General features: G+C 68.9%; 16 protein-coding genes. 10 read left to right on the top strand and 6 right to left on the bottom strand.

What is annotated here, in order from left to right:
- Positions 1–410: 410 nt before the first annotated feature.
- Positions 411–4,343 (top strand): trifunctional transcriptional regulator/proline dehydrogenase/L-glutamate gamma-semialdehyde dehydrogenase, encoded by a 3,933-nt coding sequence (gene putA / locus DIE02_RS29910; protein WP_044849064.1) that lies wholly within the window; start codon positions 411–413, stop codon positions 4,341–4,343.
- An 84-nt stretch (positions 4,344–4,427) separates the two neighbouring features.
- Positions 4,428–5,567 carry a branched-chain amino acid ABC transporter substrate-binding protein gene (locus tag DIE02_RS29905; protein WP_124486827.1) on the top strand — a complete coding sequence of 380 codons (1,140 nt, stop codon included), beginning with the start codon at positions 4,428–4,430 and terminating at the stop codon, positions 5,565–5,567.
- Between the two features lie 105 nt (positions 5,568–5,672).
- On the opposite strand, the gene DIE02_RS29900 is transcribed toward DIE02_RS29905, so the two are convergent.
- Positions 5,673–7,187 carry a class I adenylate-forming enzyme family protein gene (locus DIE02_RS29900; RefSeq protein WP_124486828.1) on the bottom strand — a complete coding sequence of 505 codons (1,515 nt, stop codon included), beginning with the start codon at positions 7,185–7,187 and terminating at the stop codon, positions 5,673–5,675.
- A gap of 33 nt (positions 7,188–7,220) precedes the next feature.
- Positions 7,221–8,873 (bottom strand): acyl-CoA dehydrogenase family protein, encoded by a 1,653-nt coding sequence (locus DIE02_RS29895; protein WP_124486829.1) that lies wholly within the window; start codon positions 8,871–8,873, stop codon positions 7,221–7,223.
- Positions 8,874–8,946: 73 nt separating this feature from the next.
- Here DIE02_RS29895 and DIE02_RS29890 point away from each other — a divergent pair, with 73 nt between their 5' ends.
- The 4 genes from DIE02_RS29890 to DIE02_RS29875 all read left to right on the top strand — a co-directional run bounded on the left by DIE02_RS29890 (position 8,947) and on the right by DIE02_RS29875 (position 13,342).
- Positions 8,947–9,615 (top strand): TetR/AcrR family transcriptional regulator, encoded by a 669-nt coding sequence (locus DIE02_RS29890; protein ID WP_124486830.1) that lies wholly within the window; start codon positions 8,947–8,949, stop codon positions 9,613–9,615.
- Positions 9,616–9,841: 226 nt separating this feature from the next.
- The gene (locus DIE02_RS29885) at positions 9,842–10,996 is read left to right on the top strand and encodes a pyridoxal phosphate-dependent aminotransferase (RefSeq protein WP_124486831.1); all 1,155 of its coding nucleotides are present in this window, start codon (positions 9,842–9,844) and stop codon (positions 10,994–10,996) included.
- 113 nt (positions 10,997–11,109) lie between these two features.
- Positions 11,110–11,898, top strand: a complete 789-nt coding sequence (locus tag DIE02_RS29880) for an ABC transporter substrate-binding protein (protein ID WP_044849065.1) — start codon at positions 11,110–11,112, stop codon at positions 11,896–11,898.
- A 13-nt stretch (positions 11,899–11,911) separates the two neighbouring features.
- A complete protein-coding gene (locus DIE02_RS29875) occupies positions 11,912–13,342 on the top strand; it encodes an FAD-binding oxidoreductase (RefSeq protein WP_124486832.1) in 1,431 nt (476 codons plus the stop codon).
- 24 nt (positions 13,343–13,366) lie between these two features.
- Here the strand turns inward: DIE02_RS29875 and DIE02_RS29870 are convergent, their stop codons facing one another.
- From DIE02_RS29870 to DIE02_RS36210, 3 genes are all read right to left on the bottom strand, one after another.
- Positions 13,367–13,939, bottom strand: a complete 573-nt coding sequence (locus DIE02_RS29870; RefSeq protein WP_124486833.1) for a PadR family transcriptional regulator — start codon at positions 13,937–13,939, stop codon at positions 13,367–13,369.
- Positions 13,940–14,007: 68 nt separating this feature from the next.
- The gene (cadR, locus tag DIE02_RS29865) at positions 14,008–14,439 is read right to left on the bottom strand and encodes a Cd(II)/Pb(II)-responsive transcriptional regulator (RefSeq protein WP_014895515.1); all 432 of its coding nucleotides are present in this window, start codon (positions 14,437–14,439) and stop codon (positions 14,008–14,010) included.
- Positions 14,440–14,484: 45 nt separating this feature from the next.
- Positions 14,485–14,952, bottom strand: a complete 468-nt coding sequence (locus DIE02_RS36210) for a hypothetical protein (protein WP_260441535.1) — start codon at positions 14,950–14,952, stop codon at positions 14,485–14,487.
- Between the two features lie 105 nt (positions 14,953–15,057).
- On the opposite strand from DIE02_RS36210, the gene DIE02_RS29860 reads away from it, so the two are divergent.
- Both DIE02_RS29860 and DIE02_RS29855 read left to right on the top strand, forming a co-directional pair.
- On the top strand, positions 15,058–17,163 hold the full coding sequence (locus DIE02_RS29860) for a heavy metal translocating P-type ATPase (RefSeq protein ID WP_260427343.1): 2,106 nt from the start codon (positions 15,058–15,060) through the stop codon (positions 17,161–17,163).
- Between the two features lie 13 nt (positions 17,164–17,176).
- Positions 17,177–17,542, top strand: a complete 366-nt coding sequence (locus tag DIE02_RS29855; protein WP_124486835.1) for a zinc ribbon domain-containing protein — start codon at positions 17,177–17,179, stop codon at positions 17,540–17,542.
- A 210-nt stretch (positions 17,543–17,752) separates the two neighbouring features.
- On the opposite strand, the gene DIE02_RS29850 is transcribed toward DIE02_RS29855, so the two are convergent.
- Entirely contained in the window at positions 17,753–18,631 is an 879-nt protein-coding gene (locus DIE02_RS29850; RefSeq protein ID WP_124486836.1) for a GyrI-like domain-containing protein, read from the bottom strand.
- 279 nt (positions 18,632–18,910) lie between these two features.
- Here DIE02_RS29850 and DIE02_RS29845 point away from each other — a divergent pair, with 279 nt between their 5' ends.
- Both DIE02_RS29845 and eat read left to right on the top strand, forming a co-directional pair.
- A complete protein-coding gene (locus DIE02_RS29845; protein WP_124486837.1) occupies positions 18,911–20,374 on the top strand; it encodes a mechanosensitive ion channel in 1,464 nt (487 codons plus the stop codon).
- A 210-nt stretch (positions 20,375–20,584) separates the two neighbouring features.
- Positions 20,585–21,997, top strand: coding sequence for an ethanolamine permease (gene eat, locus DIE02_RS29835; RefSeq protein ID WP_124486838.1), 1,413 nt, complete (start codon positions 20,585–20,587; stop codon positions 21,995–21,997).
- The last annotated feature ends 87 nt before the right edge of the window (positions 21,998–22,084 follow it).

The following is a 22,084-nucleotide window of genomic DNA, read 5'->3' as shown; positions in this document are numbered from 1 at the left end:
CCCTAAATCACCCACCCCCCCTCACCCCCACCCGCCAACCCGCCAACCCGCCAACCCCGCCGCCCGCGCCGCCCGCGCCGCCCGCGCCGAGCGGCATGCGATCTCCGCAGGGCGCGTTCCAAACCTGCCCGCGGTACCCGCCGACCCGGCCAGTGCAACCCGTCTTTCCCCTCCGCCGCGCACACCGAAGGTTGCCCACGCGCGCCAACTCGCCCACGATCAGGGAAAACACCGATCCACCGACCACGGGCAACCCCTAGGTTGCGACCTTATAAGTGGCTGATTATATTGAGTAACTTCGAGGTGCAACCAGTCTCTTAATTCGGTTGCACCTTTTTATTGCGTGCCGTAGGATTTCGCGCATCCTCTCACACCACATTGCCGGGCTCGCACCGGCGCACGAACCCACCATGGCAAGCACGACTCTTGGCGTCAAAGTCGACGACCTTCTCCGCTCGCGCCTGAAAGACGCGGCAGCGCGTCTCGAGCGCACTCCCCACTGGCTGATCAAGCAGGCGATCTTCGCGTACCTCGAGCGGATCGAGCACGGCCAGCTGCCGCCCGAACTGTCGGGCAGCAGCGGCGTGACGGAGCTCGCCGACGGCCAGACGCCGGACGGTGACGACGACAACTCGCCGCATCCGTTCCTCGAGTTCGCCCAGAACGTGCAGCCGCAATCGGTGCTGCGCGCCGCGATCACGGCCGCGTATCGCCGCCCCGAACCGGAATGCGTGCCGTTCCTGCTCGGCCAGGCGCGCCTGCCGGCGAACCTGCAGGCCGACGTGCAGACGCTCGCGACGCAGCTCGTCGAGGCGCTGCGCGAGAAGAGCTCGGGCGGCGGCGTCGAAGGGCTGATCCACGAGTTTTCGCTGTCGAGCCAGGAAGGCGTCGCGCTGATGTGTCTGGCCGAAGCGCTGTTGCGGATCCCCGATCGCGCGACCCGCGATGCGCTGATTCGCGACAAGATCAGCAAGGGCGACTGGCGTTCGCACGTCGGCCACGCGCCGTCGCTGTTCGTGAACGCGGCGACCTGGGGGCTGATGATCACCGGCAAGCTCGTGACGACCAACAGCGAAGCGGGCCTCTCGTCGGCGCTCACGCGCCTGATCGGCCGTGGCGGCGAGCCGCTGATCCGCAAGGGCGTGGACATGGCGATGCGCCTGATGGGCGAGCAGTTCGTCACCGGCGAGACGATTTCCGAGGCGCTGGCCAACAGCCGCAAGTACGAAGCGCGCGGCTTCCGCTACTCGTACGACATGCTCGGCGAAGCGGCGACGACGGAAGAGGACGCGCAGCGCTACTACGCGTCGTACGAACAGGCGATCCACGCGATCGGCAAGGCGGCCGGCGGCCGCGGCATCTACGAAGGCCCGGGCATCTCGATCAAGCTGTCGGCGCTGCACGCGCGCTACTCGCGCTCGCAGCAGGACCGCACGATGAGCGAGCTGCTGCCGCGCGTGCGTGCGCTCGCGCTGCTCGCGCGCCGCTACGACATCGGCCTGAACATCGACGCGGAAGAAGCCGACCGTCTCGAGCTGTCGCTCGACCTGCTGGAAGCGCTGTGCTTCGATCCGGAACTCGCGGGCTGGAACGGCATCGGCTTCGTCGTGCAGGGTTACCAGAAGCGTTGCCCGTTCGTGATCGACTACCTGATCGACCTCGCGCGCCGCAGCCGTCACCGCCTGATGATCCGCCTCGTCAAGGGCGCGTACTGGGACACCGAAATCAAGCGCGCGCAGGTCGACGGCCTCGAAGGCTATCCGGTCTACACGCGCAAGATCTACACGGACGTGTCGTATCTCGCGTGCGCGAAGAAACTGCTCGCGGCACCCGACGCCGTCTACCCGCAGTTCGCGACGCACAACGCATACACGCTGGCCGCGATCTATCACCTGGCGGGCCAGAACTACTACCCGGGCCAGTACGAATTCCAGTGCCTGCACGGGATGGGCGAACCGCTGTACGAGGAAGTCACGGGCCGCGACAAGCTGAACCGTCCGTGCCGCGTGTATGCGCCGGTCGGCACGCACGAAACGCTGCTCGCGTACCTGGTGCGCCGCCTGCTGGAAAACGGCGCGAACACGTCGTTCGTGAACCGCATCGCGGATAAAACCGTGTCGGTGAAGGAACTGGTCGCCGATCCGGTCGACGAGGCGTCGAAGGTCGTGCCGCTCGGCGCGCCGCACGCGAAGATTCCGCTGCCGCGCCACCTGTATGGCGACGAGCGTCCCAACTCGATGGGCCTCGACCTGTCGAACGAACACCGTCTCGCGTCGCTGTCGTCCGCGTTGCTGGCGAGCGCGCACCATCCGTGGCGCGCGGCGCCGATGCTCGCCGACGACGCGCTCGCCGACGCCCCGGCGCGCGACGTGCGCAACCCGGCCGACCAGCGCGACATCGTCGGCACGGTCAGCGAGGCGACGGCCGAACACGTGAGCGCGGCGCTCGCGCACGCAGTCGCCGCCGCACCGATCTGGCAGGCGACGCCGGTCGATGCGCGTGCCGACTGCCTTGTGCGCGCGGCCGACCTGCTCGAAGCGCAGATGCACACGCTGATGGGCCTGATCGTGCGCGAAGCCGGCAAGTCGCTGCCGAACGCGATCGCCGAAATCCGCGAAGCGGTCGACTTCCTGCGCTATTACGCGGCGCAGATCCGCGATGAATTCTCGAACGACACGCACCGTCCGCTCGGCCCCGTGGTCTGCATCAGCCCGTGGAACTTCCCGCTCGCGATCTTCATGGGGCAGGTCGCCGCCGCGCTCGCGGCCGGCAACACGGTGCTCGCGAAGCCGGCCGAACAGACGCCGCTGATCGCGGCCCAGGCCGTGCGCCTGCTGCGCGAGGCCGGCGTGCCGGCCGGCGCGGTGCAGCTGCTGCCGGGCACCGGCGAGACCGTCGGCGCGGCGCTGGTCGCCGATCCGCGCACGCGCGCGGTGATGTTCACCGGCTCGACCGAAGTCGCGCGCCTGATCAACAAGACGCTGTCCGCGCGCCTCGACCCGGACGGCAAGCCGATTCCGCTGATCGCGGAAACGGGCGGCCAGAACGCGATGATCGTCGATTCGTCGGCGCTCGCCGAGCAAGTCGTCGCGGACGTGATGCAGTCGTCGTTCGACTCGGCCGGTCAACGGTGTTCGGCGCTGCGCGTTCTGTGTCTGCAGGACGATGTCGCGGATCGCACGCTGACGATGCTCAAGGGCGCGATGCACGAGCTGGCGCTCGGCAACCCGGACCGCTTGTCGACCGACGTCGGCCCGGTGATCGACGCCGAAGCGAAGCAGACGATCGACACGCACGTCGCGACGATGAAGGACAAGGGCCACACCGTCACGCAGCTGCCGTCGCCGGAAGCCTGCGCGCACGGCACGTTCGTGCCGCCGACGCTGATCGAGATCGGCAGCATCGACGAGCTGAAGCGCGAAGTGTTCGGCCCCGTGCTGCACGTCGTGCGCTATCGCCGCAGCCAGCTCGACAAGCTGCTCGAACAGATCCGCGCGACGGGTTACGGCCTGACGCTCGGCATCCACACGCGGATCGACGAGACGATCGCGCACGTGATCTCGAACGCGCACGTCGGCAACATCTACGTGAACCGCAACGTGATCGGCGCGGTGGTCGGCGTGCAGCCGTTCGGCGGCGAAGGGCTGTCGGGCACGGGTCCGAAGGCCGGCGGCGCGCTGTACCTGCAGCGCCTGCTCGCGACGCGTCCGTCGGGCCTGCCGCGTTCGCTCGCGCAGACGCTGATCGCGGACGGCGCGGTCGATGGCGAACAGCGCAGCAACCCGGCGACGGCGCTGACCGCGCTGCGCGACTGGCTGATCGAGCAGCGCGAACCGGCGCTGGCCGCCCGCTGCGACGGCTACCTGGCGCAGGTGCCGGCCGGTGCGACCGCGGTGCTGACCGGCCCGACCGGCGAGCGAAACACGTATACACTCGGCCCGCGCGGCACGGTGCTGTGTGTCGCGGCAACGCCGAGCGGTGCGCGCGCGCAGTTCGCGGCGGTGCTGGCGACCGGCAACCGCGCACTGTTCGCCGGTGCCGCGGGCGAGGCGCTGGTGGCCGCGTTGCCGGCTGCGCTGAAGGCGCATGCGGCCGTGCGCAAGCAGGCCGACGCGCCGTTCGACGCGGTGCTGTTCGAAGGCGACAGCGACGAGCTGCAGACGCTCGTGAAGGACGTCGCGCAGCGGCCGGGCCCGATCGTGTCGGTGCAGGGCGTGTCGGCGGGCGCGTTCGAGAACGGCGACGCGGAAGACTACGCGCTCGAGCGCCTGCTGACCGAGCGCTCGGTGAGCGTGAATACGGCCGCGGCGGGCGGCAATGCGAATTTGATGACGATCGGCTGACCATCCTTGCCGTTCGGATCAATCAAAGGAAGCGGCAAGGCGATCCCGAAGCCGCTCCATTTACCCTGGTACCAAGGAGAAGCTATGCAACACACGATGAAAAAGCTGGCAGGCGCGACGTTCGTCGCCGTCATGTCGCTGGCGGGGACGGCCCATGCGGATGACGTGAAGATCGGTTACGCAGGGCCGATGACGGGCGCCCAGGCTCACTACGGCAAGGATATGCAGAACGGGATCGCGCTCGCGCTGGAAGACTTCAACGCGACCAGCCCGAAGATCGGCGGCAAGCCGGTGAAGTTCGTGCTCGAGACGCAGGACGACCAGGCTGACCCGCGCACCGGCACGACGGTCGCGCAGAAGCTCGTCGACGACGGCATCAAGGGCATGCTCGGCCACTTCAACTCGGGCACGACGATTCCCGCTTCGCGCATCTACGCGAACGCCGGCATTCCGCAAATCGCGATGGCGACGGCGCCGGAATACACGCAGCAGGGTTACAAGACGACCTTCCGCATGATGACGTCCGATACGCAGCAGGGCTCGGTGGCGGGCACCTTCGCGTCGAAGGATCTCGGCATGAAGAAGATCGCGATCGTCGACGACCGCACGGCCTACGGCCAGGGTCTCGCCGACCAGTTCGAGAAGGCCGCGAAGGCCGGCGGCGCGACGATCGTCGACCGCGAATTCACGAACGACAAGGCGGTCGACTTCAAGGCGATCCTGACCAAGCTGAAGGCCGCGAAGCCGGACCTCGTCTACTACGGCGGCGCGGATTCGCAGGCAGCGCCGATGGTCAAGCAGATGAAGACGCTCGGCATCACCGCACCGCTGATGAGCGGCGAAATGGTGAAGACGCCGACGTTCCTGAAGATCGCGGGCAACGCGGCCGACGGCACGATCGCATCGCTGGCAGGCCTGCCGCTGGAAGAAATGCCGGGCGGCAAGACCTACGCCGACAAGTACAAGAAGCGCTTCGGCGAAGAAGTGCAGACGTACTCGCCGTACGCGTACGACGGCGCGATGGCGATGCTCAACGCGATGAAGAAGGCCGATTCGACCGATCCGGCGAAGTACCTGCCGGTGCTCGCGAAGACCGACATGGCTGGCGTCACGTCGTCGCACGTCGCGTACGACGCGAAGGGCGACCTGAAGAACGGCGGCATCACGATGTACAAGGTCGAGAAGGGCGAGTGGAAGCCGCTGAAGAGCATCGGCGGCAAGTAAGCATGGCGTGAGCGCGGGCGGGGGCGTCGCAATGCCCCGTCCCGCATCGCGTGCGAAAAAGCCATCGGGCCGTCGGGTCCGGTGGCTTTTTCTTTGGCTTCGGCGTTACTCGCGCTCGCGCCGCGTGCGCAGCAGGAACTTCTGCAGCTTGCCGGTCGGCGTGCGCGGCAGCGTTTCCGCGAACACGAATTCGCGCGGGAGCTTGTACGCGGCGAGCCGCTCGCCGCAGAACGCGCGCAGCGCATCCGAATCGGGCGCGGCGCTCGCGCGCAGCACGACGTGCGCGACGACCGTCTCGCCCCATTCCGGATGCGGGACGCCGACGACGGCCGCTTCCGCGATGTCCGGATGCGCGTCGAGCACGTCCTCCACTTCTTTCGAATAGACGTTCTCGCCACCCGTCACGATCATGTCCTTCAGCCGGTCGACGATGAACAGGTAGCCATCCTGATCGATCCGCGCGATGTCGCCGGTGCGATACCAGCCGTCCGGCGCGAACGCGGCGCGCGTCGCGGCCGGGTCGTCGAGATAGCCGAGCATCATGCTGTCGGCCTTCAGCCAGATCTCGCCGGTGTCGCCCGGCAGCGCGTCGGCGCCATTGCTCCGCACGACCCGCAGGTCGACGCCGGGGCCGCCCTGGCGACCGATCGAGCCGGCCTTCGCGATCTGTTCGTCCGGATACAGCGTGGTGCCGGCCGGGCCCGTTTCCGTCATTCCGTACACCTGGAAGAACGCGTTGCTGCGATACGCATGCGCGAGCCGTTCGGCCTGCGCGGCGCCGATCGGGCCGCCGCCGTACAGCCATGCGCGCACGCTCGACAGGTCGAACGCCGCGAAGCGCTCGATCGTGTCGAGCGGCAGCGTATACGACACCGGCGCGCCGAAATACAGCGTCACGCGTTCACGCTCGACGGCCTGCAGGAAGCGCAGCGGATGGTATTCGCGCAGCAGCACGACGGTGCCGCCTGCGTACAGCGTGCCGCCGAACCAGTTGTTCAGCGGCGACGAATGCCAGATCGGCATCGCCATCAGCGTGCGTTCGTTACGGCCGATGCCGGTCGCGAGCGCCGCCTGCATCGCTGCGAGCGTCACGGTGCGATGGCTGTGCACGCAGCCTTTCGGGCGGCCGGTCGTGCCGGACGTGTAGAGGATCTGCGCGACGTCGCCGTCGGCCGGCTCGATGCCCGCGACGCCGTCCATCGCCGCGCACATCGCGTCGAAATTCGGCGTGCCGGCGGCGTCGCCTTCGGTGACGAGCCGCCGCACCGGATGGATCACGCGCGCCAGCACCGGCGCGAGCGCCGCGTCGAACAGGAGCACCTTGCTGCCGCTGTGCTCGAGCACGTAGTCGACTTCGGGCGCCTGCAGCTTGTGGTTGATCGGCACGAACGCGGCGCCGAGCCGCCACGCGCCGAACATCAGGTCGACGAACGCGGGCGTGTTCAGGCACATCGCGGCGACGCGGTCGCCGGCCGCGACGCCGAGTGCGCTCAGCACGGCCGCCGCGCGATGCGAGCGCTCGCGCGCGGCGGCGTACGTGATCGCCGTGTCGTCGTGGATCAGGAACGGCTTGTCGGGCGTCGCACGGGCGGCGCGGTCGAGGGCGGCGACGAGGTTCATCATGGCTCCACGCGAGGAGGACGAGCGGGCGTGTCAGGCCGGGTACGCGCGCTGCAGCAGCGCGCCGACGTCGAGCGCGTGCGGGTCGAAGCCGCCCGCGATGCGGCCCCAGTCGGGCGCGGCGAGCCGGGTGGCGACGAATGCGTCGGCGACGAACGCGGGCGCGTCGCGCCGCAGCAGGCACGCCTGCGCGACCAGCGCGAGCCGTTGCGCGAACACCCGGGCCGACGCCTCGAGCGTGTCGGCCGGCGCCGCGAGCATCGCGCGCAGCGTATCGAGCGCCGCGCGGATGCGCGGTTCGCCGGCGCCGAGGTCGGCCAGTTCGGCGAGCAGCGCCGCGGCCGCGTCGGGCTCGCGCGACACCGCGCGCAGCACGTCGAGGCACATCACGTTGCCGGAGCCTTCCCAGATCGAGTTGACCGGCGCTTCGCGGAACAGGCGCGCGATCGGCCCGTCGTCGACGTAGCCGTTGCCGCCGAACACCTCCATCACCTCGCCGGTCAGCTCGACCGCGCGCTTGCAGACCCAGAATTTCGCGGCGGGCGTGACGATCCGCTTCCACGCGCGTTCGCGCGGCGCGTCGTCGCGCTCGAACGCGTCGGCGAGGCGCATCGCGAGCACGAGCGCGGCCTCGCTTTCGAGCGCGAGATCGGCGAGCACGGTGCGCATCAGCGGCTGCTCGGCGAGCGCGCGGCCGAACGCGTGGCGCCGGCGCGTGTACGCGATCGCCTGCACGACGCCCTGGCGCAGCATCGCGGCGCTGCCGAGCACGCAGTTCAGCCGCGTGTAGGTGGCCATCTCGATGATGGTCGGAATGCCGCGGCCTTCGTCGCCGAGCATGATCCCCCATGCGTCGTTCAGCTCGATTTCGCTGCTCGAATTGCTGCGGTTGCCGATCTTGTTCTTCAGCCGCTGGATCTCGACCGCGTTCTTCGTGCCGTCGGGCCGCCAGCGCGGCACGTAGAAGCATGACGGGCTGCCTGCTTCGGTGCGCGCGACGACCAGGTGCGCGTCGCACATCGGCGCGGAGAAGAACCACTTGTGGCCGCGCAGCCGGTATTCGCCGCCGCGCCCGCCCGCGCCGACCGGGGTCGCCAGCGTCGTGTTCGCGCGCACGTCGGAGCCGCCCTGTTTCTCCGTCATCCCCATGCCGAACCAGATCGAGCGCTTGTCGGCGACCGGCACGTCGCGCGGATCGTAGTCGTCGCTGTACAGCCTGTCGCGCAGCAGGCCCCACAGTGCGGGCTCCTTCTGCAGCACCGGAATCGCGGCCTGCGTCATCGTCGCCGGGCACAGCGTGCCGGCCTCGATCTGGCCGTGCAGGTAGAAGCCGGCCGCGGTCGCGGCCCAGCGGCCGGGGCGCGTGTCGCGGAATGCGAGCGACACGAAGCCTTCGTTGCGGTACATGCCGAGCAGCGTGTGCCAGGCCGGATGGAAGTCGACGCGGTCGATGCGCCGGCCGCGCCGGTCGAACGCGTTCAGTTCCGGCGCGTGGCGGTTCGCTTCGTCGGCGAGCTGTGCGGTGTCGGCGCTGCCGAGCCGCGCGCCGTACGCGTCGAGCCGCGGCACGGCCCAATCGGCGCCCGCGCGGGCGAGTGCGTCGCGCAGCGCGACGTCGGTGGCGAAGAGGTTATAGTCGACCAGTTCGTCGAACTGGTTCGTGACGTCTCGGGTCGATTCGGTCATCGGGCTGTCTCCGGTCTCGTGCGTCGTGGTCTGCCGGTCAAACGCGTTTCCGCTGAATTTCAGAGTAGCAAATATGCCGCCGCGACATGTTCAGGTTCCGGCGCCGCCCGGCCAGCCGGCGGCGCAACCCGCGCCCGCGCTGCGTCGCCGGCCGCGCCAGTCGCGCGCGCAGGCCACGTCCGACGCGCTCCAGCAGGCCTTCGTTCAGCTTTTGCTCGAGCGCGGCTACGCGAAGGCGACGATTCGCGAGATCGCGGCCGTCGCGGGCGTGAGCGTCGGCACCTTCTACGAATACTTCGGCGACAAGCAGAGCCTCGCCGCGCTGTGCATCCACCGGCGCGTGCTGGCGCTGGCCGACCGGCTGCGCGATGCGGCGCACGGGTTGCGCGGCGCGCCGCGCGCAGAGCTCGCGGCCGCGCTCGCCGACCTGCAGGTCGACGCGATCGGCGCCGACGCCGCGCTGTGGGGCGCGTTCTTCGCGCTGGAGCGGCAGGTGTCGCCGCTCGCCGCGTACCGGCGCCATTACGACGCCTATGTCGCGCTGTGGCGCGACGCGCTCGCGCAGGCCGCCGATCCACCGCCGGCCGCGCGGCTCGACGGGATCGCCCGGATGGCGCATGCGGTCTGCTACGGCGGCGTCTCCCAGGCGCTGCTCACGCTCGGGCCGGCACTGGACCTCGAGGCGTTGCGCGGCGAGTTGCACGCCGTGCTGAGCGCCTATCTGGCGGCCGCGGGCGCGTGACGCGCGGCGTGGCCGCGCGCGTCCAGGGAAATGCCCGATTCGCATGCATTGCCGGTCACTCGGCCTTGGCGTCGAGCCATGCGTATGGCCGCTCATGAGAAAAACGCATGGCCGCCATGACGAACTTTCGGTTGTCCGCCGATATTGGCTCGGGCTAAATCATCCCCGATGAGACCGGCCGCGCGCATCGCACGGGCCGGCCCGAAGGACATCAGAAGGAGAACTCATGCGAAGCGCCACCAGGCCCCGTTCGAAACTGCCGGACGTCGGGACGACGATCTTCACGGTGATCGGCCAGCTTGCCGCACAGCACGATGCGCTGAACCTGTCGCAGGGCGCGCCGAATTTCGCGCCGGATCCGGCGCTCGTCGACGGCGTCGCGCGCGCGATGCGCGACGGCCACAACCAGTACGCGCCGATGGCCGGCCTCGCGTCGCTGCGCGAACGGCTCGCGGAGAAGACTGAGGCGCTGTACGGCACGCGCTACGACCCGGGCACCGAGATCACGGTGATCGCGAGCGCGAGCGAGGGGCTCTACGCGGCGATCAGCGCGCTCGTGCATCCGGGCGACGAAGTGATCTATTTCGAGCCGTCGTTCGACAGCTATGCGCCGATCGTGCGGATGCAGGGCGCGACGCCGGTCGCGATCAAGCTGTCGCCCGAACATTTCCGCGTGAACTGGGACGACGTGGCCGCCGCGATCACGCCGCGCACGCGGATGATCGTCGTCAATACGCCGCACAACCCGACCGCGACCGTGTTCTCCGCCGACGATCTCGAACGGCTCGCGCAGCTCACGCGCGATACCGGCATCGTGGTGCTGTCGGACGAGGTCTACGAGCATGTCGTGTTCGACGGTGCGCAGCACCAGAGCGTCGCGCGTCACCGCGAGCTGGCCGAGCGCAGCGTGATCGTGTCGTCGTTCGGCAAGTCGTTCAACGTGACGGGCTGGCGGGTCGGGCATTGCGTCGCGCCGGCCGAACTGATGGACGAGATCCGCAAGGTGCACCAATTCATGGTGTTTTCGGCCGATACGCCGATGCAGGTCGCGTTCGCGGAGATCCTCGCGCGGCCGGAAAGCTATCTCGGCCTGTCGGCGTTCTACCAGGCCAAGCGCGACCTGCTGGCGCGCGAGCTGGCCGGGTCGCGCTTCGAGCTGCTGCCGAGCGAAGGCTCGTTCTTCATGCTCGCGCGGTTCCGCCACTTCTCGGACGAGCGCGACAGCGACTTCGTGCTGCGCCTGATCCGCGATGCGCGCGTCGCGACGATTCCGCTGTCGGCGTTCTACACCGACGGCACCGACGCGGGCGTGATCCGCCTCAGTTTCTCGAAGGACGACGCGACGCTGATCGAGGGCGCGCGGCGGTTGCGTTCGCTGTAATCGCGGGCGCGGCCCGCACCCAAGCAGGCGACGTGTACGTCGCACCGAAAGTCACGGACGGGACCGGCGCACGTGCCGAAGCGCGGCGCCGACCGGCCAGCCAGGAGATCACGATGAAGCATGCACACACCCTCAAACTCGCGTTCGCATTCGCGTGCGCGCTTGGCTCCGGCGCGGCATCGGCCGACGGGCAAACGCTGCGTTTCGGCCTCGAGGCGCAATATCCGCCGTTCGAGTCGAAGGCGCCGAACGGCGACTTGCAGGGCTTCGACATCGACGTCGGCAATGCCGTCTGCCAGACCGCGAAGCTGTCGTGCAAGTGGGTCGAGACGTCGTTCGACGGGCTCATTCCCGCGCTGCAGGGCCGCAAGTTCGACGCGATCAACTCGGCGATGAACGCGACCGAGCAGCGGCGCCAGGCGATCGACTTCACGACGATCATCTACCGCGTGCCGACGCAGCTGATCGCGCGCACCGGCAGCGGCCTGCTGCCGACACCGGAAGCGCTGAAGGGCAAGCGCGTCGGCGTGCTGCAGGCGTCGATCCAGGAAACCTACGCGAAGGCGCACTGGGAGCCGGCCGGCGTTTCGATCGTCGCGTACCAGGACCAGAACCAGGTGTATGCCGACCTCGTGTCGGGCCGCCTCGACGCGACGCTGGTGCTCGCGCCGGCCGGCCAGCGCGGCTTCCTGTCGCGCCCGGACGGCAAGGGCTTCGCGTTCGTCGGCCAGCCGGTGCGCGACGACCGGATTCTCGGCAGCGGGATCGCGTTCGGCCTGCGCAAGGGCGACGACGCGCTGAAGGGGAAGCTCGATGCGGCGATCGACAAGCTGAAGGCGGACGGCACGGTGAAGTCGCTCGGCCAGAAGTACTTCGGCGACATCGACATCTCCACCAAGTAAGCGGACGCGCACGATGCAGAGCCTGGAGACGGCCGCCGCGCGTGGCGGCCACGATGTAGCCGCGCCGGCGGACGACGCGCTCGAGGCGGCGCTCGTCGCCGCGCTGGGCGACACGCTGGTCACGCGGGCGGCCGAGATCGATCCGCGCTACTTCACTGCGTACAACGAGCCGGCCGGCGTGCGGCCGCGTGCACTGGTGCGGCCGCGCAGCGTCGACGACGTGTCGCGCACGCTCGCGCTGTGCACGCGGCTCGGGCAGCCGGTCGTGCCGCAGGGCGGCCTCACCGGGCTCGCGCGCGGCGCGGTCGCGCTGGGCGGCGAGATCGTGCTGTCGATGGAGCGTTTCGCGGGCGTCGAGTCGATCGACGCGGCGGCGGGCACGATGACGGTGCGCGCCGGGACGCCGCTGCAGACGGTGCAGGAGGCAGCGGACGCGGCGGGCTTCACGTTCGGCGTCGATCTCGGCGCACGCGGTTCGTGCCAGATCGGCGGCATGCTCGCGACCAACGCGGGCGGCACGCGCGCGATCCGTTACGGCATGATGCGCGAGCAAGTGCTCGGCCTGGAAGCCGTGCTCGCCGACGGCACCGTCGTGTCGTCGATGAACCGGATGCTGAAGAACAACGCGGGCTACGACCTGAAGCAACTGTTCATCGGCAGCGAAGGCACGCTCGGCATCGTCACGCGTGCCGTGCTGCGGCTGCATCCGAAGCTGGCCGCGCCGGCCACCGCGCTCTGTCGCGTGCGCGGCTACGATGCCGTGGTCGGGTTGTGGAACCGTCTGCGCGCACTGCCCGAGCTCGTCAGTTTCGAAGCGATGTGGCCGGCCTTCTACGACTACGTGGCGCGTCATACGCCCGGCGTCGTCGCGCCGTTCTCGGGCGACGGCGGCTTCGCGGTGCTGATCGAGTGCGCGACGAGCGCACCGGGCGGCGATGCGCGCGCGGCGCTGGAAAACGGCCTGGCGGATGCGATCGACGCGGGGCTCGTGGACGATGCGGCGCTGGCGACGTCGGAGCGGCAGGCGCGCGACTTGTGGACCCTGCGCGAGGGCCTCGCAATCGATGCGCTGCCGCATCTGGTGAACTTCGACGTGAGCCTGCCGACGGGCGAACTCGGCCTGTTCGCCGAGCGCTGCGAAGCGGCGTTGCGCGCGGCCTGGCCCGACATCGTGTGCCTGTGCTTCGGCCACGTCGGCGACGGCAACGTGCATGTCGGCGTATCGCTCGACGGCATGCGCGACGCCAACGCCGATGCGATCGATCGCTGCGTCTACACGGTCGTCCGGGACATGGGCGGCTCGGTGTCGGCGGAGCACGGCATCGGCATGCTCAAGCGCGCCTATCTCGCGCACACGCGCAGTGAAGCGGAAATCGGCCTGATGCGGCGCCTGAAGGCCGCGCTCGATCCCGTCGGCGTGCTCAACCCCGGCAAGGTGCTTTGAGCGACGCGCGTCGATGGCTGCGCGTCAGCCGTCGACCCAGCGCAGCGCGCCGATCTTCAGGTGTTCGACGACGCTGCGCGCCCAGTCGAGCTCCGCGTTCAGCAGCATGAGCGCATGCTCGTTGTGCAGCAGGAACAGGCGCGGCACCTGGTCGTTCTGCGCGGCGTTGCGCAGCGACTCGAGACGTTCGCGTTCGGCTTCGAGCGCTGCGATGCGGCGCTCGAGTTGCCGGCGTGCATCGTCGGCATCGAGCAGCGGCAGGAACGCGAGGCCGGCGCCGAATGCCGGAAACTCGCGCGCGGGCTCGGCGAGCAGCGCATGCAGCCATGCCTGGCCGGCCGTATGTCCGGCTTCGGTCAGCGTGTACAGCGTGCGCTCCGGAAACGCGCCGTCGCGCTCGGTGTCGTGCACGGCGATCAACCCGTCGCGCAGCAGCCGGTCGATCGTCTGGTACAGGCTCGTGCGCTGCCGCACGTTGACGACTTCGTCGTAGCCGCGCGCCTTCAACTGCTGCAGCATTCCGTATGGATGCATCGGCGTTTCAGTGAGCGTCGCGAGGACCGCGAGTGCGAGCGGAGACGGGCGGCTTGTTGACATGAATAGTTATGTTATATCTAGTAAATATATAACTAGTATCAACTAGACTATCATATTTCACAAGGGTTTCAGCCAAGGTGCGAGCGCTTTGCGGCCGGCGCGACGGTTTCCATCGTCGCGAGACCGTGAACGATTCCACAGTCCTCGACCGAATGTTCGCCGACACACTGGCGGCGCAATTCGGTGAGCTGGTCGCGCAGATGTGTCAGTTCCGCGAGGCGCGCATCGACGTGGCCGATGTGTTCGTCGAGCAGCGCGTTGATCGAATCGCATGGGTCGGCGGGCGTGTCGGTGAGCTGCAGCAGCGCGCGGATTTCGTCGTGCGCCATGTCGAGCGCGCGGCAGTTGCGGATGAAGCGCAGCCGCTCGACGTGCACGTCGGTGTAGTTGCGGTAGTTCGAATCGGTGCGCTCCGCATCCGGCATCAACCCCTCCTTCTCGTAGAAGCGGATCGTCTCGGGTGTGCAGCGGGCCGCCTTGGCCAGTTCGCCGATCTTCATGGCTTTCTCCTTTGCAAGGGTTGACCTTGTAGTGGCTTCAGGGTGTTAACTGTACTCCGTCAAGCCATAGAGGAGGTTGTCATGACCGACGCGCAGCGTACCCACGACCCACGACACCGTCATGCCGGCGGCGCCGAGACCTGCTGCGCCGATGCGCGCGACCCGCAGGCGGCGACCGTTGGCGACGCGGCGTCGGCGGCCGGCGAGCACGCGCACGGCGACGCGGCGCGCGACGGGCAGTCGCGTGGATGCGGCCACGACCATGACCACGATCAGGCATCGGCGAACCTCGCCGGGCACGACCACGGTGACCGTGCCGGCCACGCGCACGGCGACGGGCATGGCGATGCGCATGGCCACGCGCACGACGACGGGCACGGGCACGGCGCGGCGAGCTCGCACGACCACGCGGCACACGGCCATGCCACGCATGACCATGCTGATCACGATCACGATCACGATCACGATCACGATCACGATCACGATCACGACCACGACCACGACCACGACCACGCGGCCGGTGCCTGCTGCGCGCCGGCCGCGCTGACGCTCGCACCGCTGCCGGCCGCGCGCGCGACCGCGTCGGGTCATGTGCGCTCCGCGTTCCGGATCATGCAGATGGACTGCCCGACCGAGGAAACGCTGATCCGCAAGAAGCTCGGCGGGATGCAGCAGGTGTCGGCGCTCGAATTCAACCTGATGCAGCGGATGCTGACCGTCGACCACGTGGCCGGTGCGCAGCCTGCGATCGAAAGCGCGATCCGTACGCTCGGGATGACGCCGGAGGCCGCGTCGGTCGACGCGCCGGCAATGCCGGTCGCGCCGCCGCCCGCGAAGCCGTGGTGGCCGCTCGCGGTCGCCGGCGTCGCCGCGATCGCGTCCGAGGCCGTGAGCTGGGCCGGCCTGCCGGTGTGGCTGTCGGCGGTGCTGGCGCTCGCGGCCGTGCTCACGTGCGGGCTGACCACCTACAAGAAAGGCTGGATCGCGATTCGTAACGGCAACCTGAACATCAATGCGCTGATGAGCATCGCGGTGACGGGCGCGATGGCGATCGGCCAGTGGCCGGAAGCCGCGATGGTGATGGTGCTGTTCACGATCGCCGAGCTGATCGAGGCGAAGTCGCTCGATCGCGCGCGCAATGCGATCCAGGGCCTGATGCAGCTCGCACCGGACACCGCGACCGTGCAGGACATCGACGGCACGTGGCGCACGATCGAGGCCGCGCAGGTCGCGCTCGGCGCGATCGTGCGCGTGAAGCCGGGCGAGCGGATCGGGCTGGACGGCGAAGTGGTCGCGGGCCGCTCGACGGTGAACCAGGCGCCGATCACCGGCGAGAGCCTGCCGGTCGACAAGACGGCAGGCGATGCGGTGTACGCGGGCACGATCAACGAAGCGGGTTCGTTCGACTATCGCGTGACGGCGGTTGCCGCCAACTCGACGCTCGCGCGGATCATCCACGCGGTCGAGGAAGCGCAGGGCGCGAAGGCGCCGACGCAGCGCTTCGTCGACCAGTTCGCGCGTGTCTATACGCCGATCGTGTTTGCGGTCGCGCTGCTGGTCGCGGTGGCGCCGCCGCTCGTCATGGGCGGCGCGTGGCATGACTGGATCTACCGCGCGCTGGTGCTGCTCGTGATCGCGTGCCCGTGCGCGCTGGTGATCTCGACGCCGGTGACGATCGTGTCGGGGCTCGCGGCCGCGGCGCGGCGCGGGATTCTCGTGAAGGGCGGCGCGTATCTGGAAGAAGGCCGCAAGCTCGCGTGGCTCGCGCTCGACAAGACCGGCACGATCACGCACGGCAAGCCGGTGCAGACCGATTTCGACCTGCATGCGACGGACGTCGACGCGGCGCGCGTGCGTCACCTCGGCGCGAGCCTCGCGGCGCGCTCCGATCATCCGGTGTCGCAGGCGATCGCCGCGGCGGCGCGTGACGCGCAGACGGCGGCATTTGCCGACGTAGAGGAGTTCGAAGCACTCGTCGGGCGCGGTGTGCGCGGCACGATCGACGGCGCGCGCTACTGGCTCGGCAACCACCGGCTCGTCGAGGAGCTCGAACGCTGCTCGCCGGCGTTGGAGGCGAAGCTCGACGCACTCGAGCGGCAGGGCAAGAGCGTCGTGATGCTGGTCGACGACACGCGCGTGCTCGGCATCTTCGCGGTGGCCGACACGATCAAGGACACCAGCCGCGCGGCGATCGCCGACCTGCACGCGCTCGGCATCCGCACCGCGATGCTGACCGGCGACAACCCGCACACCGCGCAGGCAATCGCGCAGCAGGCCGGCATCGACGATGCGCGCGGCAACCAGTTGCCCGAGGACAAGCTCGCGGCGGTCGAGGAATTGTCGGCGGGCGGCGCGGGCGCGGTCGGGATGGTCGGCGACGGGATCAACGACGCACCGGCGCTCGCGCGCGCCGACATCGGCTTCGCGATGGGCGCGATGGGCACCGACACGGCGATCGAGACGGCCGACGTCGCGCTGATGGACGACGACCTGCGCAAGATTCCCGCGTTCGTGCGGCTGTCGCGCGCGACGCACCGCGTGCTGGTGCAGAACATCGGCTTCGCGCTCGGCGTGAAGATCGTGTTCCTCGGCCTGACGGTCGCCGGGCTCGGCACGATGTGGATGGCCGTGTTCGCCGATGCGGGTGCGAGCCTGATCGTCGTCGGCAACGGCTTGCGGCTGCTGTCGAAGACGGGCGTGTTCGACAGCGCGCGGACGCAGTGACGAGGAGCTGGCGATGAGCTTTCTGAAACGGATCCTGGGCGGCCACGGAGGCGGTCATGGCGGTGGGCATGGAAGCGGCCACGGTAGCGGCGGGCATCATGGCGGAGCGGGCCGGGAAGGCCATGGCGGCCACGATGCGCGCGGCCGCGATCGTCACGGCTGGGGCTGGCAGCCGTCGGCCGACGCGCAGGGCGGCCCGGGCAGCAACGTGCCGCTGCGTCAGCTCGCCTGTGCGGGCTGCGGCGCCATCAACGCGGCGGATGCGCGATTCTGCGCGCAGTGCGGTGTAGCGCAGCGGGGCAAGGCGTGCAGCCGCTGCCACGCGGCGCTGGCCGCTGACGCGCGCTTCTGTCCGGGCTGCGGCACGCAGGCCGGGTAAGGCTCGATCGTCGGCCTCGATGCCGGCGTGACGGCCGATCTCCAAGGGCGGCGTGGCGCCTGCAACGGGCGTCGCCGGGCCACGGCGTGCGGGCTCGCTCCGAGCCCCGAGCCCCGAGCCCCGAGCCCCGAGCCCCGAGCCCCGAGCCCCGAGCCCCGAGCCCCGAGCCCCGAGCCCCGAGCCCCGAACCCCGAACCCGGGACCTGCCGCTCAACGCAGCGGCAAATGAATCTCGGTGCGCAGGTCGGCCGGCGCCGCATCCATCGGCGTATTCAGATACAGCTCGAACGGCGGCGCATCGGCGGCTTCGCGGCCCGAGTGACGCAGCCAGTCGCCGTACAGCCACTGGTAAGCGGTCTTGAGGTCCGCATACGGCCCGGTATGCAGCAGCACCGCATACTCGCCGCCCGCGATCGTGATGCGCTCGACCGGCGGCGTCGGCTCGACGTCCGGCGCGCCGCCGGCCGGCACGAAGCACGCTTTCGCTCGCAATTGCGCTTCGGGCGTGGTGTCCGGATCGTCGTAGAAGATCCCGATCATCTTTGCGCCGGGGCCGATCAACCCGTGCTGCCCGACCCACGCGCCGATCTGCCCGAACGCGTCGCCGACCTTCAGGTAAGCGCCCGTATGCGCCACCGCGTAACCGCGCAGTTCCGGCTGCCGCCGGATCTCGACTTCATGCTTGAACATGTCTTCCTCTCCTCGCTGTAACGGATAGATCGGCCGGTGGACCCCGGCGCGACGGTGCTGCGCGGGCGGCACGCCGTAAGCATCCCGAAATGCGCGTGCGAACGCGTGCGTCGAACCGTAGCCGGCGCGCCGGGCGATCGCGTCGAGCGGCAGCGCCGTGCAGACGAGGTCCTCCGATGCGCGCACGATCCGCATCCGCCGCACCGTCAGCACGATCGACTCGCCGTACAGCGCGCGATAGACGCGCTGCCAGTGATATGGCGACAGGCACGCGATGTCGGCGAGCCGGTTCAGGTCGAGCGTGTCGTCGAGGTGCGTGCGGATGTGGTCGTGAACGCGCGCGATGCGTGCTGCATAGCGGGTCCACGCGGGCGTTTCGGCTTTCGTGTCGACGGTCATGCGTGCGTCCCCCGGGCAGGAATCGACGTCACGGTAGCACGCCGCCGATTGATAAATCTTGCGGAGATGCGTAGGCCAACAAAATCTGCCCCTTTTTAATTTCGCCGAAATGGGGTCTCGTCCCCGTCGAGATATGTCTAAAGTTAAAGACGGTGAAATCGGGTGATCGCGTCATTTTTCTCGGGTAAGTTGCTTGGGGCGGCAACGCACGGTTTTCGAAGTACGCAGGTAGTTCGTCGATGTTCAATCGCAACGCCACGTTTTTCGGGAGAAGAAGAAATGGATGCTTCCAGCTTCATCACGTCGCTGCAGACCACGCTAGGCGGATACCTGCCGAAGATTGCCGGCGCGATCGGCATCCTGGTGATCGGCTGGCTGATCGCCGTCGCGGTGCGCGCCGGCGCGCTCCGGCTGCTCAACGCGCTGAAGGTCGATCAGCGGATCAACGAAAGCACCGGCCAGGGCGCGCGCGTCGAGCGGATCATCGCCGGCGGGCTGTTCTGGCTCGTGCTGCTCGTCACCGCGGTGGGCATCTTCAACGTGCTCAACCTGTACGCGGTGTCCAATCCGTTCTCGCTGCTCGTCACCCACATCGTCAACTACCTGCCGAACCTGATCGGCGGCGCGGCGCTGACGCTGATCGCGTGGCTGATCGCGTCGCTCTTGCGCAGCCTCGCGAACCGTGCGCTGAAGGCGAGCAAGGTCGACGACAAGCTGTCCGAAAGCGCGGGCATGCAGCCGATGAGCGGCTATCTCGGCGACGTGCTGTTCTGGCTCGTGATCCTGATGTTCCTGCCGGCGATTCTCGCGTCGTTCGCGCTGTCCGGCCTGCTGTCGCCGGTGCAGGGGATGGTCGACAGGCTGCTCGCGATCGTGCCGAACCTGTTCGCGGCCGCGGTGATCGGCTTCGTCGGCTGGGTCGTCGCGCGCGTGCTGCGCGGCCTCGTGACGAACCTGCTGGTTGCCGCAGGCGCCGATCGCCTCACGCAGGGCCTCGACAGCCCGACGCCGGTGCGCGTGTCGAGCCTGATCGGCACCATCGTCTACGTGTTCGTGTTCGTGCCGACGCTGATCTCCGCGCTCGACGCGCTGAAGATCGACGCGATCTCGATTCCCGCCACCAACATGCTGAACCAGTTCCTCGGCGCGGTGCCCGACATCGTCGCGGCGATCGTGATCGTGCTCGTCACGTTCTATTTCGCGCGCTTCGTCGCGTCGCTCGCGCAGAAGCTGCTGGAAGCCGCCGGCGCCGACGGGCTGCCGGCCGTGCTCGGCGTCGAGCGCGTGTTCTCGGGGATCCTGCAGCCGTCGGTGCTGGTCGCGCGGCTGATCGTGTTCTTCGCGATGCTGTTCGCGTCGGTGGAGGCCGCGAACCGGCTCGGCTTCACGCAGGTGCGCGACGTCGTCACGCTGTTCATCGAATTCGGCGGCCATGTGCTGACGGGCGGCGTGATCCTCGTGATCGGCGTATGGCTCGCGGGCCTCGCGCGCCGCGTGATCGAGCAGGCCGATCGCGAGCACAGCGTGCTGTTCGCACGGATCGCGCAGTTCGCGATCCTCGGCCTGGTGTTCGCGATGGGGCTGCGCGCGATGGGCATCGCCAACGAGATCGTGCAGCTCGCGTTCGGCCTCGTGCTCGGCGCGATCGCGGTGGCGGTCGCGCTGTCGTTCGGCCTCGGCGGCCGCGAGGCGGCCGGCAAGCTGCTCGACCGCTGGTTCAACCAGCGCGGCGGCGGTCAGTAACGCTGGTGACGCGTCGGCCGTCCGGCCGCTTCGCGCGGCCGGACGGTGTGTGCACGACGCTCGTGGAGAGCCGCCCACCGCCCACCGTTGCCGTCAGCGAAACGTCAGCCGTCATCTTTGCCGAATTTCGATAACACGTCGTTTAATGACTCTCTAGCATCGATTCTCAGTCGCGCGGGCCCGCAGGCCGGCGCCTTTCAGGAGAATCCGATGAAAGCAGAGTCGAATGGCCGGCCCGCCGCCGGCGCCAAGTCGTCCGGCCAGCCCGCGCTGCAGCAGACGCTCGGGACCTGGCAACTGTGGGGCATCGCGGTCGGCCTCGTGATTTCAGGCGAATACTTCGGCTGGAGCTACGGCTGGGCGAGCGCCGGCACGCTGGGTTTCGTCGTCACCGCGCTGTTCGTCGCGGCGATGTACACCACCTTCATCTTCAGCTTCACCGAGCTGACGACGTCGATCCCGCACGCGGGCGGCCCGTTCGCGTATGCGCGCCGCGCATTCGGCCCGGCCGGCGGCTATCTCGCCGGCGCCGCGACGCTCGTCGAGTTCGTGTTCGCGCCGCCCGCGATCGCGCTCGCGATCGGCGCGTACCTGCACGTGCAGTTTCCGGGGCTCGAACCGAAACACGCGGCGATGGGCGCGTATCTCGTGTTCATGGCGCTGAACATCGTCGGCGTTCAGATCGCCGCGACGTTCGAGCTGGTCGTCACGCTGTTCGCGATCTTCGAGCTGCTGGTGTTCATGGGCGTCGTGTCGCCGGGCTTCGCGTGGAGCAACTTCATGAAGGGCGGCTGGTCGGGCGCCGATCATTTCAGCGTCGGCGCATTCCACGGCATGTTCGCCGCGATCCCGTTCGCGATCTGGTTCTTCCTCGCGATCGAAGGCGTCGCGATGGCCGCCGAGGAGGCGAAGAACCCGAAGCGCTCGATCCCGATCGCGTACGTGGCAGGCATCCTGACGCTCGTCACGCTCGCGATCGGCGTGATGGTGTTCGCCGGCGGCGCGGGCGACTGGACCAAGCTCGCGAACATCAACGACCCGCTGCCGCAGGCGATGAAGTACATCGTCGGCGCGAACAGCGGCTGGATGCACATGCTCGTGTGGCTCGGGCTGTTCGGGCTCGTCGCGTCGTTCCACGGGATCATCCTCGGCTATTCGCGCCAGATCTTCGCGCTGGCCCGCGAAGGTTATCTGCCGGAATGGCTCGGCAAGGTGCATCCGCGCTTCAAGACACCGCATCGCGCGATTCTCGCGGGCGGCGTGGTCGGCATCGCCGCGATCTACAGCGACGAGCTGATCCAGTTCGGCGGCCAGACGCTCACCGCGAACATCGTGACGATGTCGGTGTTCGGCGCGATCGTGATGTATATCGTAAGCATGGCGGCGCTGTTCAAGCTGCGCCGCTCGCAGCCGAACCTGGAGCGACCGTTCCGCGCGCCGCTGTACCCGTTCTTCCCGGCGTTCGCGATCGTTGCGGCCCTGATTTGCCTTGCGACGATGGTGTACTTCAACGGGCTGGTGGCGATGGTGTTCATCGCGTTCCTCGCGCTCGGCTACGCGTACTTCCTCGCGACCCGTTCGCAGCGTGCGAGCGCACCGGGCGACGCGCTGCTCGAGGAATGAGGATGGCCGACCCGAACGGCCGTTCGTGACGGCATGCGGCGCGCCCCGTCGAACGGGCGCGCCGTCGGCGTCAGGCAAGGCAAGGAC

The organism is Burkholderia sp. Bp8991, from assembly GCF_003853795.1.
Lineage (GTDB): Bacteria > Pseudomonadota > Gammaproteobacteria > Burkholderiales > Burkholderiaceae > Burkholderia.
The sequence above is the reverse complement of the archived record's forward strand: the minus strand, read 5'-3'. Positions and strand labels throughout refer to the sequence as shown.